General features: G+C 63.3%; 14 protein-coding genes. All 14 read right to left on the reverse strand.

The features are described from left to right. Window positions 1-150: 150 nt before the first annotated feature. The 14 genes from astE to C0Z16_RS28620 all read right to left on the reverse strand — a co-directional run bounded on the left by astE (window position 151) and on the right by C0Z16_RS28620 (window position 13,727). Window positions 151-1,203 carry a succinylglutamate desuccinylase gene (gene astE, locus C0Z16_RS28555; protein ID WP_102635408.1) on the reverse strand — a complete coding sequence of 351 codons (1,053 nt, stop codon included), beginning with the start codon at window positions 1,201-1,203 and terminating at the stop codon, window positions 151-153. Further along, a complete protein-coding gene (gene astB / locus C0Z16_RS28560) occupies window positions 1,187-2,527 on the reverse strand; it encodes an N-succinylarginine dihydrolase (RefSeq protein WP_102635409.1) in 1,341 nt (446 codons plus the stop codon). The genes astE and astB overlap by 17 nt, the downstream gene beginning before the upstream one ends. A 9-nt stretch (window positions 2,528-2,536) precedes the next feature. After that, window positions 2,537-4,000 (reverse strand): succinylglutamate-semialdehyde dehydrogenase, encoded by a 1,464-nt coding sequence (astD, locus tag C0Z16_RS28565; protein WP_102635410.1) that lies wholly within the window; start codon window positions 3,998-4,000, stop codon window positions 2,537-2,539. A 2-nt stretch (window positions 4,001-4,002) separates the two neighbouring features. Then, window positions 4,003-5,040 (reverse strand): arginine N-succinyltransferase, encoded by a 1,038-nt coding sequence (gene astA, locus C0Z16_RS28570; protein ID WP_102635411.1) that lies wholly within the window; start codon window positions 5,038-5,040, stop codon window positions 4,003-4,005. After that, complete coding sequence (gene aruF, locus C0Z16_RS28575) at window positions 5,037-6,095, reverse strand: arginine/ornithine succinyltransferase subunit alpha (RefSeq protein WP_102635412.1); 1,059 nt, start codon at window positions 6,093-6,095, stop codon at window positions 5,037-5,039. Before aruF ends, astA begins: the two co-directional genes overlap by 4 nt. A 55-nt stretch (window positions 6,096-6,150) precedes the next feature. Next, window positions 6,151-7,386 carry an aspartate aminotransferase family protein gene (locus C0Z16_RS28580; protein ID WP_102635413.1) on the reverse strand — a complete coding sequence of 412 codons (1,236 nt, stop codon included), beginning with the start codon at window positions 7,384-7,386 and terminating at the stop codon, window positions 6,151-6,153. Between the two features lie 149 nt (window positions 7,387-7,535). Further along, window positions 7,536-8,585, reverse strand: a complete 1,050-nt coding sequence (locus tag C0Z16_RS28585; RefSeq protein WP_102635414.1) for a GlxA family transcriptional regulator — start codon at window positions 8,583-8,585, stop codon at window positions 7,536-7,538. A gap of 31 nt (window positions 8,586-8,616) precedes the next feature. Further along, window positions 8,617-9,408: an ABC transporter ATP-binding protein gene (locus C0Z16_RS28590; RefSeq protein WP_102635415.1), complete on the reverse strand. Its 792-nt coding sequence runs from the start codon at window positions 9,406-9,408 to the stop codon at window positions 8,617-8,619. 78 nt (window positions 9,409-9,486) lie between these two features. Beyond that, window positions 9,487-10,200: an ABC transporter permease gene (locus tag C0Z16_RS28595; protein WP_102635416.1), complete on the reverse strand. Its 714-nt coding sequence runs from the start codon at window positions 10,198-10,200 to the stop codon at window positions 9,487-9,489. A gap of 4 nt (window positions 10,201-10,204) precedes the next feature. Beyond that, a complete protein-coding gene (locus C0Z16_RS28600) occupies window positions 10,205-10,894 on the reverse strand; it encodes an ABC transporter permease (RefSeq protein ID WP_102635454.1) in 690 nt (229 codons plus the stop codon). Between the two features lie 336 nt (window positions 10,895-11,230). Further along, on the reverse strand, window positions 11,231-12,184 hold the full coding sequence (locus C0Z16_RS28610) for a patatin-like phospholipase family protein (RefSeq protein WP_102635418.1): 954 nt from the start codon (window positions 12,182-12,184) through the stop codon (window positions 11,231-11,233). 40 nt (window positions 12,185-12,224) lie between these two features. Continuing rightward, entirely contained in the window at window positions 12,225-12,776 is a 552-nt protein-coding gene (locus C0Z16_RS28615; protein WP_175130711.1) for a hypothetical protein, read from the reverse strand. 538 nt (window positions 12,777-13,314) lie between these two features. Further along, on the reverse strand, window positions 13,315-13,491 hold the full coding sequence (locus tag C0Z16_RS39640) for a hypothetical protein (RefSeq protein ID WP_158244532.1): 177 nt from the start codon (window positions 13,489-13,491) through the stop codon (window positions 13,315-13,317). Continuing rightward, the gene (locus C0Z16_RS28620; protein WP_102635419.1) at window positions 13,488-13,727 is read right to left on the reverse strand and encodes an acyl-CoA dehydrogenase family protein; all 240 of its coding nucleotides are present in this window, start codon (window positions 13,725-13,727) and stop codon (window positions 13,488-13,490) included. Before C0Z16_RS28620 ends, C0Z16_RS39640 begins: the two co-directional genes overlap by 4 nt. Window positions 13,728-13,748 lie beyond the last annotated feature (21 nt).

Raw genomic sequence — 13,748 nt, forward strand, 5'->3', positions numbered from 1 at the left:
AGGCGGCTGTGTCCCGCCCGCGGGCACCTCTGCAAGGGCGCTATTCGAAACGCGGGCCGGAAGCTAACGTGCGAAGCTGCAACTTGATGTCGTGTTCACGCAAAAACGTCAGCGCCGATGCAGCCGCCGCGGCGCACCCGAACGACGTCGTCAAAGGAGTTTCGACAGCGTATCCCGCGTGGTCTCGATCACCATCAATCCAGCGCGCAAGCCCGGTTTCACCGTGGCGTTCGGGAACACCAGACGCTCTTCGTCGTGTTGCACGACATAGCGATAGTCGCCGTCGCGTGCGAGCAAGGTGTCCTTCCCGAACGGCGTGAAGTTGGCAATGTCCGGCGCAACCAGCAATTCAAATGCGTCGCTTTGCTTCGTGATCTGATCGATCACGGTGAAGGCGCGCGGCAGTTCCGCTTGCGCGCGGCCATTCGTGCCGGCCAGCAGATGACGCAAGGCCTTATCTGCGCCGGCAAAACGCGTCAGGTCGTTCTGGCCGAACGGGCGGACTTTGCCCAACTCAAGCGTGCATGCTTCGGCTTCGCACGTTTGCGCGGTGAAATGCGAATACGTGTTGCCCTTTGTGGTGTGCAACAGCACGGCGCTGATGCGCGCTTCGCCGAGCCACTCGAACATCGCGCGAGAAAATGGCCTGCCCGTGTGCGGCAGCAACGCGAAACGTTCGAATGCGGACGCGCGGATTGCCGTGTGCATGTCGATATGCCAACGCGCGCCAGGCTGCCGTGACGCGGCGGCGAAAAACTGCGTCGCCGCTTGCTCGAGCGCCGCCGCGCGCGGCGCTTCGTGACTGTGCGGTAATTGCAGATGCCGGCCGCTAAAAAGGCGGTTGAGGTCGTCGTCGCGATAACGGCACGCGTCGCGCATTGCATCGACGTTGCCGAGAATCACCAGCAGACGGCACGTCAATGCCGCGTCGCCGCGCGCGATGTCGCGCACGAGAAACGACAACAGTTCGATCGGCGCCGTCTCGTCGCCATGCACGCCCGCCGACACGACCACGCTGCGCGTGTCCGCTGCGAGCGCCGCGGGCTCCATCTGCAGCACGCCGTCGTCCAGCCATGACCAGCGCACGCCACCGGCACACGTGCCTTGCATTTCGTTAGCGTCAGCCCGCGTGCCCGCCAGCGTGCAGGCGAGGAAATCGTCCAGCATCGAAGGCGGCGTGTTGCGCTCAGCGCTGGAAGTCATACAACGATCCCAGACCAAGAATCTGCGTGAGTTCGTCGAGTGCGCTGCGCGACTCGGCGAGCAGTTGCGGATCGGCCAGATCCGTCGGCGCCAGGCGGTCGCGATAGTGCTTTTCGATCCACGTGTCGAGCCGTCCGAAGAGCGTGTCGTTGATCCACACGCCTTGCGTGACCGCGGCGCGTTCGGCATCGTTCAACACCACACGCAGACGCAGACATGCCGGGCCGCCGCCGTTCTTCATGCTCTCGCGCAAATCGAACACGAGCACGTCGTCGATAGGACCGGTGTGCGATGTCAGATCGTCCAGGTAAGCGGCCACGCGCGGGTTTTCGCGGCACTCCTGCGGCACCACGAGTACCTGCTTGCCGTCGGGGCGCGTGAGCAACTGACTGTTGAATAGATACGACGACACTGCGTCCGCGACGCTCACCTGCGCGTCGGGCACCTGGATCACGTTGAACTCGGCTTTCAGGCCCGAGAGCTTCGCGCGCAATTCGTCGTACACCGCGCTCTGTTCGACGAACGCAAGCTCGTGACAGAACAGCGTATTGCGATTGCCGACCGCGATCACGTCGTTATGAAACACCCCCGCGTCGATCACTTCGGGGTTCTGCTGCGCGTACACCGTGGCCTCTTCCTGCAGACCATGACGGTGCGCGACCGCGCGGCTCGCCTCGAACGTTTGACGCGCCGGGAAACGCTTCGGCTCCGGCCCGCGACGATACTCGCTGCGGCCATACACGAAGAATTCGACACCACGTATGCCATATTCGGAACAGAAGCGCGTGTGATTCGCCGCGCCTTCATCGCCGAGCGCCGGCGTGCCCGGTAGCGCCTCATGCACCGCGAAGCGATCGGCGTCGTTGAACATGGCGCGCAACGTGCGGCGCGTCGACTCGTGCTCGATCGCGCGATGCAGCTTGCTGCACAGATTGGCCGGCGTGAAATGCACCCGGCCGTCGTGCGTGTCGGCAGACGGACTCACCGTCGCGGCATTCGCGGTCCACATGGCCGACGCCGAACTCGCCGCAGCCAGCAATTCCGGCGCATTCTTCGACACACGCGCCATCACCGTTGCATCGTCGCCGGAAAAACCTAGCTCGCGCAACAGACGCATCGACGGTCGTTCCTGCGGCGGCAACACGCCTTGATGAAAGCCGAGATCGGCCAGTTGCTTCATCTTGCGCAGGCCCTGCTTCGCGGCCGCCTTCGGATTCGCAACCGACTTCTCGTTGTTCTGCGACGCGACGTTGCCGAACGAGAGCCCCGCATAGTTGTGGGTCGGGCCGACCAGACCGTCGAAATTGGCTTCAGTGGCTTGCATCGTCGATCCTTAGAATTGAAGGCCCGGCGAAACGCTCGCGGGCATTTGCAGTTGCGCGCTTTCGACGGACGCCATCGGATACGCGCAGTAATCGGCCGCGTAATACGCGCTCGGCCGGTGGTTGCCCGAACGGCCCGGACCGCCGAACGGCGCGCCCGACGAAGCCCCATTGGTCGGCCGGTTCCAGTTGACGATGCCCGCGCGGATCGAACGCTGGAAATGCGTCCACAGCGATTCGTCGTCGGCAAGCAGGCCCGCCGAAAGACCGAACTCCGTGTCGTTGGCCTTTTCGAGCGCTTCTTCGAAGCTGCCGTAGCGGACAATTTGCGCAAGCGGTCCGAAGTGCTCTTCGTCGGGCAGATTCTTTACGGCGCTCACGTCGAGAATGGCCGGCGTGACGAAGCCGAGTTTCGGATCGCGCTGCTCCATCTTCAGCAGGGCTTTTGCGCCGTCGGCAAGCAAACGCTCCTGGGCCGCGACGAGACGCGAAGCCGCGCGTGCCGAGATCACCGCGCCCATGAAAGGCTGCGGCTCCGCGTTGTATTCGGCGACGCTGATGCGCGACGTGACCTCGGTGAGGCGCGCGAGGAAGCGGTCCCCGAACGCATCGTTCGGCACAAGGATACGGCGCGCGCACGTGCAGCGCTGACCCGCCGACAGAAACGCCGACTGGATCGTGTGATGCACGGCGGCGTCGAGGTCCGCGACCGGGCCGATCACGAGCGGATTGTTGCCGCCCATCTCAAGAGCGAGCACGATCTCGGGACGTCCGCCGAATTGCTTGTGCAGCAATGTTCCGGTGTCCGAACTACCTGTGAAGAACAGGCCGTCGATCTGCCGGTGATTCGCGAGCGCAATGCCCGCGTCCTTCTCGCCCTGCACGAGATTCAGCACGCCGGCTGGCAAGCCCGCGTCGCGCCAGATCTGCACGGTGAGCGCGGCGACGCCCGGCGCAAGTTCCGATGGTTTGAACACGACCGCATTGCCCGCGATCAGCGCCGGCACGATGTGCCCATTCGGCAGATGTCCCGGAAAGTTATACGGCCCGAACACCGCCACCACGCCATGCGGACGATGCCGCAATACCGCCGTGCCGTCCGCCATCGCCGAACGCTTTTCGCCGGTGCGCTCGTTGTAGGACTGAATAGAAATCTCGACTTTCGCGGCCATCGAAGCGGCTTCCGTGCGCGCTTCCCACAGCGGCTTGCCGGTTTCGCGGCCGATTGCTTCCGCAAGCGCTTCCTTGCGTTCCGTGACGAGCGTGGCGAAGCGGCGCACTACCGCGCAACGCTCGTCGAGGCTCGCTGCCGACCATGCCGCGAAGGCACGGCGCGCGCTGCGCACCGCGTGGTCAACGTCGTCAGCGGACGCGCTGTTGCCTTCCCACACCGTCGCGCCCGTGCCCGGATTGCGCGACGCGAATGCGGGTCCTGTGGCGGCGGCCCATTCGCCGTCGATGAAAAGCTCGCTCATGATCATCCTTGTTTGTGTTTCTGCGGCAGCACCCGCACGGTGTCGCCTGCCTTCACGCCGAGTGCCGACGCTTCGAGCGCGTTCATGAGGAACACGCCGTCGTGCGGCACACCCGCGGCCACCCCCACGCGAAAATCGCCAAGCGAGGTATTCGACACCATGGAACGCGGCGCATCCTGCGCTGCGCCCGCCGGCACCTCGGCAATCTCGACCGGCACCAGCACGCTTTCGCGAACCGTGCGCAAGTCGGAGATATGGCATTCGAGCACCGGACCGGCATCGAAAATATCGACGTGGTTCTCGTAGCGCAAGCCTTCCGCTTCGAGCATGCGGCGCGCGGGAATCGTGTCACTATGCGTGAGGCCGACGCATTGCTGCGCCTCTTCCGGCAACAGCTCCACATACACCGGATAGCGCGGCATCAGTTCCGCGAGAAAGGCTTTGCGTCCGTGCGAGCTGAGGTAATCCGCGGCGTTGAAATCGATCTGGTAGAAATGCGAGCCGACCGCGCGCCAGAACGGCGACGTGCCTTCTGCATCGAAATGGCCGCGCAATTCCGCGCATAAACGCTGCGGAAAGCGCTCGCGAAACTGCGCGAGAAACATGAAGCGCGAGCGCGACAGCAAGCCGCCCACACCGCTCGTGCGATAACGCGGGCTCAGGAATAGCGAACACACTTCCGCATAACCTGTCAGGTCGTGCGAGATGTTCAGCGCACGCATGCGCGTCCAGATGCCCAGATCCTGGCTCGCGTGCACCACCGTGCTCACGCGATAGTTGTAGAACGGCTGTTGCAGTCCGACCGCGGCTTCGATTCCGCAGACGCCGGCCACGTCACCGGTTTGCGTGTCTTCCATCACGAAGAAGTAGCCCGCTTCATGCGGCGCGGCCTTGTCTTCCATCGTGCGGCGCGCGCGTTCGACGCGCGCGGCGAGTGCTTCGCGATCGGGCTTGAACGTGGTAAGCCCTGGACCGGTTTCCTGCGCGAGCCGCATCAACGCGTCGACATCGCCTCGTTGCACCACGCGAACGACGATCATTGCGCGTCTCCCGATTGTTCATCCAATTGCGGTTGATGCAGCGGTACGCAACGTACCGCATCGCCGTCCTGCACGCCGAGCGCGGCACGCGCCGCTTGCGCGAGCGGCGCGCCCTCGTTGCTGGCCGCCGGCAGGCCGCCGAGCACGCAGCGGAATTCGCCGTCCGCGCCGTTATGCGCGATCAGATACGTCGAATCGTTCGACGCGGCCGCCGCCTCGTGTACCGCGCGCGTTTCGTTGCGCGTCACGCACGCGCTGCGATCCACCTGTGCAGTCAGGACCGGGCCTGCATCGAAGATATCGATGAAGCGATCGGTCTCGAAGCCCTCTTCAAGATGAATTTCATACGCGAGCAAGGCCTTCGAGTCCGGCTCGCCGAGCACGCGCTGCGCCGCTTCCGGCAGCAAGGGTACATAAATTGGATACGTGGGCATCACTTCCGCGATAAACGTTCTGCTGCGTCCGCCGGATTCGATTTCGATGTCGGCGAAATTGCGGCCGAAGAATTTGCGCCCCACGGCTTCCCAGAACGGCGACACGCCGTTGTCGTCGGTTACGCCGAGCAGCAGCGAGAACACCTCTGGCGTGAAGCGCTTACGATTGGCCGCGATGTACATCATCCGCGCGCGTGACATCAGATGCGCGGCGGCGTCGCCACGCAGCGACGGGTCGATGTAATAGCCCGCGAGCCGGCTCTTGCCCGTGAGTTCGTGGGACATGGTGAGCGCGTGAATCTTGCGGTTCACATGCAGCTCGCGCGACGCATGAATCAGCGCGTCGTTGCGAAACGCGTAGAACGGGTCCGAATAACCCGCGGCAGCGACGATGCTCGCCGTGCCCATCAGCTTGCCGCTCTCCGAATCCTCGAGCACGAACAGATAGAACTCCTCGCCCGGAAAATCGACGTCCGCGCGAAACGAGTCTTCCGACAGCGCGACGCGTGCTTCGAGCGCGCGCCGGTCGTGCGGCAGGGAATGCAGCACCGGTTGCGCGGTGCGCGCCATATGTTCGAGCGCATCGAGATCGGCGAGGCGGCCGGGGCGTACGAAGAGCATCATCGTTCCTGTTGAATGTGACGCATGAGTAGTGCGATGCGTTGAAACCGGCCGTTTATTTCGACGCCGCTTCGGCCTTCGCGCCGATCACTTCCGCGATGGCCTTGGCGAGACGCTCGAAGCCCTCGTTCATGTCGTCGAGCGGCATGATCAGCGACGGCACAAAGCGCAGCACGTCCGGGCCCGCCATTAGCATGATCACGCCATGCTGGCCGGCCGCCGTGACGAAGTCTTTCGCACGGCCCTTGTAGGCGTCGGTCAATTCGGCGCCGATTAACAGGCCCTTGCCGCGCACTTCTTTGATAAGACCGAAGCGTTCGTTGAGCTTCGCGAGATGACCTTTCAGCACTTCGCTACGCGTGCGCACGCCTTCCAGCAGCTTCGGATTGCTGACCAGTTCGACCACTTTCTCGGCGATCGCCGAGCCGAGCGGATTGCCACCATAGGTCGTACCATGCACGCCCACCTTGAAGTGCGCGGCCAGTTCGTTGGTGGTCAGCATCGCGCCGATCGGGAAGCCGTTGCCGAGTGCCTTCGCGGTGGTCAGAATGTCCGGCGTGACACCGGTTTCCTGATACGCATAGAAATAGCCGCTTCGGCCCACGCCCGTTTGTACCTCGTCAAAAATGAGCAGTGCGCCGTGCTGATCGCAAGCTTCGCGCAGCGCCTTGAGGAACGCAGGATCCGCGGGAATCACACCGCCTTCGCCCTGAATCGGCTCGACGATGACCGCACAGGTCTTCGCGCCGATTGCCTTCTTCGCCGCTTCAATGTCGTTGTACGGCAAGTGGATGATGCCTTGCGGCACCGGCCCGAAGCCTTCCGAATACTTCGGCTGACCGCCCACGCTCACGGTGAAAAATGTGCGGCCGTGGAACGACTGCGTGAAAGAGATGATTTCGAATTTGTCGGCGCCATGACGCTCGAACGCGACGCGGCGCGCGAGTTTCAGCGCGGCTTCGTTCGCTTCCGCGCCTGAGTTCGCCAAGAACGCGCGGTCGGCGAAGGTCAGGTCTTCCAGACGTTTGGCCAGACGCAGCACCGGCTCGTTGGTGTAGCCATTACCGATATGCCAGAGCTTCCCGCCCTGCTCGTGCAAAACTTTCAGCAGTTCCGGATGCGCATGACCGAGCGCGGTGACGGCGATGCCGCCGGCGAAGTCGATATAGTCGCGGCCCTGCGTATCCCAGACGCGTGAGCCGAGACCGCGATCCGGCACGAAGGCGGCGGGCGCGAATACCGGCACCATCACTTCGTCGAAGGTCTTGCGTGTCACAGTCAGGTCGTTCATGGCAAATCCTCGTTACAGGTGAGAGGTAGTACACGTAGTGTAGGAAAACGCAGGCGTTACGTCTTGCGCATACGCGACGCTTTCTATGAGGTTCCATGCGGGGCGCTGGCCGCATTGCTGCGCTCGCGCACGCTTACGGCGCGGCGGGCTCAATCGGCCTGATCCGGCCGCTCGATCAGCGCGCCCGCGCGCGGCTCGCTGGCTGCGGCGCCCGTCGCGCCGGTCTGTTTGTCGATCCAGTTGCGGCGATCCTCGCGCGGCGTCACGCCGAAGCGTTCGCGGTAAGCATTCGAAAAGTGCGCCGCCGACGAAAACCCGCAAGCGAGGCTGATCTGCACGACCGACTTGCTGGTGCGCTGCAATTGCGTGCGCGCTTTCGAAAGGCGCAGGCCCAGATAGTATTTGGACGGCATCGAGCCGAGATACTGGCGAAAGAGGCGCTCCAACTGCCGCCGCGATACGCCGACGAGACCCGCGATTTCATCGGTGGTGAGCGGGTCTTCGATATTCGCTTCCATCAGCAGCAACGCATCGTTCAGGCGCGGATGGCGCTCGCCAGGAGCGGTCACAAATGGAATGCGCTGACGCTCCTCGCCCGCGCGCAACACGCCGATGCCGAGCGTATCCGCGATACGGTCCGCGAGCTCGGGGCCGTGGTCGCGGCCGATCATCGCGAGCATGAAGTCGACGGTCGCCTGACCGCCCGCGCAAGTCGCGCGATCGCGGTCGATTTCAAAGATCTGCTGTGTGACGATGGAGCGCTCGAACTGCTCCGAGAACTGCTGATACGTCTCCCAATTGACGCTCACGCGATAGCCGGACAACTGCCCCGCCATCGCGAGCCACCACACACCGTGATGAATGCCGGTGACGAGCGGCGTACGCTGCCCAACGCGCGACAGGCTCGCGAGAAACAGGCGATAGTCGGCAAATTGCTGAAACCGCTCGCTGACGATAATCAACCAGTCGCACGCAATGGCGTCGCCGAATGCGGCGTCGGCGGGCCATTGCGCGCCGCCCGCAAGCGGCACTGCGCGGCCGTCCCACGAGCACACCTGCACGCGGTACAGCGCGCGGCCGTCGATTTCATTGGCGAGATTGAGTGCGTCGACAATCGGCCCGACGCCCGACATCGACACAGGCGGCAACGCAACGATTGCGACCTGCGTCGTGCGAGCCGGGCTGGACGTGCGGGCCATCGCTTGACTAAGACGCTGAGAGCGGGCCGCGTTACTTCAAGCTGCCGGAGAGGAACTGCTTGAGCCGGTCGCTGCGCGGCGTGGTCAGCACCTCGGCGGGCAGGCCTTCTTCTTCGGTGCGGCCTTGATGCAGGAACATCACATGGTTCGACACGTTGCGCGCGAAACCCATTTCGTGCGTGACGACGATCATCGTGCGCCCTTCTTCGGCGAGCTTCTGCATGACCTTCAACACTTCGCCGACGAGTTCGGGGTCGAGCGCGGAAGTCGGCTCGTCGAACAGCATCACGTCGGGGTCCATTGCGAGTGCGCGTGCAATCGCCACACGCTGCTGCTGCCCCCCCGACAGATGCGACGGGTACTGCTTTTCCAGCCGCGGCGCGAGACCCACTTTCTCGAGATATTCGCGCGCGCGCTCTTCGGCTTCGCGACGCGGCAGGCCGAGCACATGAATCGGCGCCTCGACGATGTTCTCGATCACGTTCATATGCGCCCATAAGTTGAAGTGCTGGAACACCATCGCGAGCTTCGTGCGGATGCGTTGCAGTTGCTTGTGATCGGCCACTTCGAGATTGCCGGCGCGGTCGGTTTTAGTCTTGACCGCTTCGCCGTCGACGACGATCTGCCCGGCGTTCGGCCGCTCGAGAAAATTAATGCAGCGCAGAAAGGTGCTCTTGCCCGAGCCGCTCGCGCCGATGATGCTGATTACGTCGCCCTTGTTCGCGTTGAGCGAGACACCCTTGAGCACCTCGTTGTCGCCGTAGCGCTTGTGGATGTCCTGCACGGCGAGCTTGCATGCTTCGGTTTGCGTGGTGTGGAGCAAGATGCTCTCCCTTTGAATATACGGATCGAACTTCGACGGCGCCGTTGTGTTGCGCCGAACGCGGCAAACACGGCGCGATCAATGCGTGCGCACCGCCAGGTAGCCCAGCCAGTGACGCTCGGCGCGGCGGAACAACGCGACCAGCGCGAACGACACCACGAGGTAGATCAGCGCCGCCAGGCCGAACGCGTCGAACGACTGGTACGTGGCCGAATTCGCGTCGCGCGCCACCTTGAGAATGTCCGGCACGGTGGCCGTGAATGCGACCGTGGTGGCGTGCAGCATCAGGATCACTTCGTTACTGTACAACGGCAAGGCGCGGCGCAGCGCCGACGGTATCACAATGCGGCGGTACATCGTGAACCAGCTCATGCCGTAGGCGCGGGCCGCTTCCACTTCACCGTGCGACGTCGAGCGAATCGCGCCGGCGAAGATCTCCGTGGTGTACGCGCAGGTGTTCAACGCGAACGCGAGAATCGCGCAGTGAAAACCGCTGCGAAAGAATGCATCCAGAAGTTGATGCGAACGCACGAATTCGAGGCTGTACATGCCGGTATAGATCAGCAGCAGTTGCACGTACAGCGGCGTGCCGCGAAACACGTAGGTATAGAGACGCACCGGCGTCGAGAGCCAGCGTTTTTTCGACACGCGCGCGACCGCGAGCGGAATCGCGAGACAGAAGCCAATCCCGACAGACAACACCAGCAGCCACAGCGTGACCGCAAGACCGGACATGCGCTGGCCGTCCCAGTAGAGAAACGCGCGCCAGAACTGATTGAGAATGTCGATCATGGTCTTAGAGCTCCGCGTGCCGCACGCCGATCGAATAGCGACGTTCCAGCCAGATCAGTGCGAGATTCGATACGGTCGTCAGCGCGAGATAGATCAGCGCCGCGATCAGAATGAAGAAGAACATGTTGAAGGTGCTTTTGCCCGCGTCCTGCGCGGCCTTGACGACATCCGCGAGGCCGATGATCGACACCAGCGCCGTCGCTTTCACGAGCACCTGCCAGTTGTTGCCGATGCCCGGCAACGCGAAACGCATCATCTGCGGAAACAGAATGCGTGCGAACACGCGCGCGCCGCTCATGCCGTAGGCGCTGCCCGCCTCGAGTTGGCCGCGCGGCACCGCCAGAAACGCGCCGCGAAACGTCTCGGTGAAGTACGCGCCGTAGATGAAGCCGAGCGTCAGCACGCCGGCAACGAATGGATCGATGTCGAACTGCGCGACATCGAGCGCGTCGGTCAGATTGTTGACCGCGATCTGGATGCTGTAGAACAGCAGCAGCATCAGCACGAGGTCGGGCACCGAACGGATCAGCGTCGTGTAGCCGGTGGCGAGCGCGCGCAGCGGCCGGTTCAAGGAGAGTTTCGCCGCCGCGCCCGCGAGGCCGAGCAGCACGGCGGCCGCCAGCGACAGGACGGACAGCTCGATCGTCTGGATCGTGCCGGCCAGTAATACCGGACCAAAGCCGTATAGCAACACGCGTGTCTCCATCCTGGTTCGTTTGAGAATCCCACGGATGTCGTCGGCTTGTGCGATCCCGACTCATCCGTCATGGCGCGGAGTCTCGCAAGCGAAAATTAAATTCTCAAAGGCACGCGTGAAGTTTGCTGCGTTGCAGCAAGTCAGGCTTAAGGGCGTCGCGTGGTTCGCGGGGCTTGGTTTCGCGGGATGTTGCGTTTTGCGAGGCGATGTGCGCACGGTGGGCGCCGCCGCGATTTAGCAAGTTTGCGGTCGCTTTTTCGATAGGCGGCGCGGCGCTCGTACAGGGCAAGGCGCCATGAAACCGCCGCGCGGCGGCTTGTTGTTCACCCTTCGCTAATCGATGCCGAGCCGCGAGCGAATCGCCGGCAGCATGTATTCGACCGCCGCGCGCCCTTCCTCGATAGCCGGTGCCGCGCGATGAAAATCGAAGATCCCCATGCCGCCCAGGCGCGGCTGAATCAGGATGTCCGCGGGCTCTCCCGCGAGACGGCTGCGCGTGATCCGCACCTGCATGATGTCGATGCTTTGCGCGATCGAACTCAGCATGGAAGGCACGCGCGCGCTCGGCGCGGGCGGCACGCGCACGTCGTCGGTGACGCGCTCTTCGGCGGGCGCGAGCCAGCGCGGCCAGGGCTTGCCGTTACGGCGCAGCGAAACGGGCGGCGGCGCAGTCGGATCGATGGCGGGCGTGTCCACGACTGCGCCGCCGAAATCGCGTCCGTTGAGAATGTCGTTGTTCAGATCGACGGCGATCACGCAGTCCGCCCGCATGCCGCGCGCGACCGACACCGGCACCGGATTGCTCAGGCCGCCGTCGACGAGCCACACACCGTTATGCCACACCGGCGTGAAAATGCCGGGAATCGCAATAGATGCCCGCACCGCGTCCACCACGCTGCCGTCCTGCAACCAGCTTTCGCGGCCCGAGTCGAGTTCGGTCGCGACCGCTGCAAACGGCATGTTCAATTGCGCGATCGAACGCCCATCGAATTTGTCCGCGAAAAGCTGTATCACTTTGCGCCCGCCGAGCAGGCCGCCTGAGAGGCGCAAGTCGAGTAATCGCACGACCGTCTGCCACGTGAGCCGCGAGACCCATTCCTCGAGCCAGTCGAGATCGCCGTTCGCATACACTGCGCCGACCAGCGCGCCGATCGATGTGCCGCACACCACGTCGGGCTTGATGCCCGCATCGTGCAGCGCGCGAATCGCGCCGATATGCGCCCAGCCGCGCGCCGCGCCGCCCCCCAACACCAGCCCGATACGGCTGTATCGACGTCGACGTATCATGATTCCCCGCCTTTTTTCGCCTATCTGCTTTTCGTTGCTTCTAGCGCCCGCGCACCACGTCCGAACGCGACGTGGTGTACACCTTCCTGTTCTGATCGAAGTGCACGTTGAAAATTCCTTCTTCGCTGACACCGCCTTCGCGCCACTTCCAGCTCCACACGGTCTCCGGCTTCAGCGGAAAGACCGCGATTTCGCCCGGTTTGCCGAGCAGGCGCCGCACTTCGTCCTCGCTCATGCCGATGCGGATCTTGCCGAAGTTCGCCGCGGTCAGCACCTGCGTGATGGATTGAAGCTTACCGTCACGGTCAATGTCGACCATGTACGTATTCAAACCTTGCGGACCACGTGGATACTCGAAACGTTTCGAGCCGTCCGTATAGGTCCGCTCGGTTTCGGGCTTGCCCATCTGCGCGCGAATCTGCGCTTCGGTGGTCACGCCCGGCGTCATGTCCTTGAGCAGCAGTGCGTCGGGCTTTACGGCGTTGAAAAGTTCCTTGATCTTTTGCACGGCGCGCTCGCTCTGTTGGTCGTCGCAAGCGGTCAGCGCAATGCACGCGGCCAGCATGGCGGCAATAGGCAGTTTCAGGCTCACAGCGAATTTCCTGTATCGATGCGAGCGCGAATGCGCGCATCGGTTGTGTAGTAACCGCCACAGGATAACCGCGTCGAGCAAAAACCGCGAGCGTAGGCCGGCACGGCGAGCGCGTGCCGTGCCAACCTGAAGTTCGGAAAACGGAGAGCGTGAAGTGCTTCTGGAGGAAGGCGCTGTCTGCGCGAAATTCATTGCAAGCAGCAGAACGAGCAAGCAGAAGGAACAAGCAGAAGCAAAAAGGCGACGCTGTGCAAAGCGTCGCCCAGGCCTTTCGGCATCGATGCGGCCAATACGGCAGGTACGGTCAGTACACCGGGAAGGAAAACGAAGCGGACGACGCGCAGCGGTCCGGTTCCGGCGCAGCGATGAACGACCTTGGCCGCACACCTTGCGCCCTCGCCGGAAGTGACGGACCGCTGCTTGTTTGGCCGCCCTGGTCCCTCGATAAGCCTTCCAAGTGACGTTAATCTAAACGGATTGGCCGCTTTAGACGAGAGCGCGTTTACACCGAATTTGCAGAGGATTTATCGCGAAGGCGTTAAGGCGCGGCGCCCAACAGCGACCTGAAACCCGCACGTCCCGCGCCCTGCAATACGGTGTCGTTTTGCGGCGTGTGAATCTGCGCACGCCGCGTCGCGATAGTCGAAGGCAAGCCGCCGCGCGCGGGCGTGCCGAGTTCCGGCTCGACGCGCGCGACCGCCCGCACCACTTTCAACGCGTCTGCGCTAGATTTGCACCCGCGCCCCCGAGCGATGCCGGGACGGTCAGCGAAAGCAGATCGAATTCGTGCAGCCGTGCGAGATTCTTGTACGGAAATTCGACGATCCTGTCGTGACGCGCGGCACTTGGGGCGAACTCGTTCGTGAACTGCGCGAGCAATGCATCGAACGCATCGCTGTCGAGCGGCGGATGACACCGTGTCACCGCGCTATCGGCAATCGGGGCATTCATGCTGACGCTCCGGATGAACAC

This window comes from Paraburkholderia rhynchosiae, from assembly GCF_002879865.1.
Taxonomy (GTDB): Bacteria; Pseudomonadota; Gammaproteobacteria; order Burkholderiales; family Burkholderiaceae; genus Paraburkholderia; species Paraburkholderia rhynchosiae.

Excerpts from the sequence above, each read along its gene's own strand:
- astB (WP_102635409.1), bottom strand. The coding sequence starts at position 2,527 with ATGCAAGCCACTGAAGCCAATTTCGACGGTCTGGTCGGCCCGACCCAC.
- astA (WP_102635411.1), bottom strand. The coding sequence starts at position 5,040 with ATGATCGTCGTTCGCGTGGTGCAACGAGGCGATGTCGACGCGTTGATG.
- C0Z16_RS28620 (WP_102635419.1), bottom strand. The coding sequence starts at position 13,727 with ATGAATGCCCCGATTGCCGATAGCGCGGTGACACGGTGTCATCCGCCG.
- C0Z16_RS28610 (WP_102635418.1), bottom strand. The coding sequence starts at position 12,184 with ATGATACGTCGACGTCGATACAGCCGTATCGGGCTGGTGTTGGGGGGC.
- C0Z16_RS28580 (WP_102635413.1), bottom strand. The coding sequence starts at position 7,386 with ATGAACGACCTGACTGTGACACGCAAGACCTTCGACGAAGTGATGGTG.
- C0Z16_RS28585 (WP_102635414.1), bottom strand. The coding sequence starts at position 8,585 with ATGGCCCGCACGTCCAGCCCGGCTCGCACGACGCAGGTCGCAATCGTT.
- astE (WP_102635408.1), bottom strand. The coding sequence starts at position 1,203 with ATGACTTCCAGCGCTGAGCGCAACACGCCGCCTTCGATGCTGGACGAT.
- astD (WP_102635410.1), bottom strand. The coding sequence starts at position 4,000 with ATGAGCGAGCTTTTCATCGACGGCGAATGGGCCGCCGCCACAGGACCC.
- C0Z16_RS28595 (WP_102635416.1), bottom strand. The coding sequence starts at position 10,200 with ATGATCGACATTCTCAATCAGTTCTGGCGCGCGTTTCTCTACTGGGAC.
- aruF (WP_102635412.1), bottom strand. The coding sequence starts at position 6,095 with ATGCTCTTCGTACGCCCCGGCCGCCTCGCCGATCTCGATGCGCTCGAA.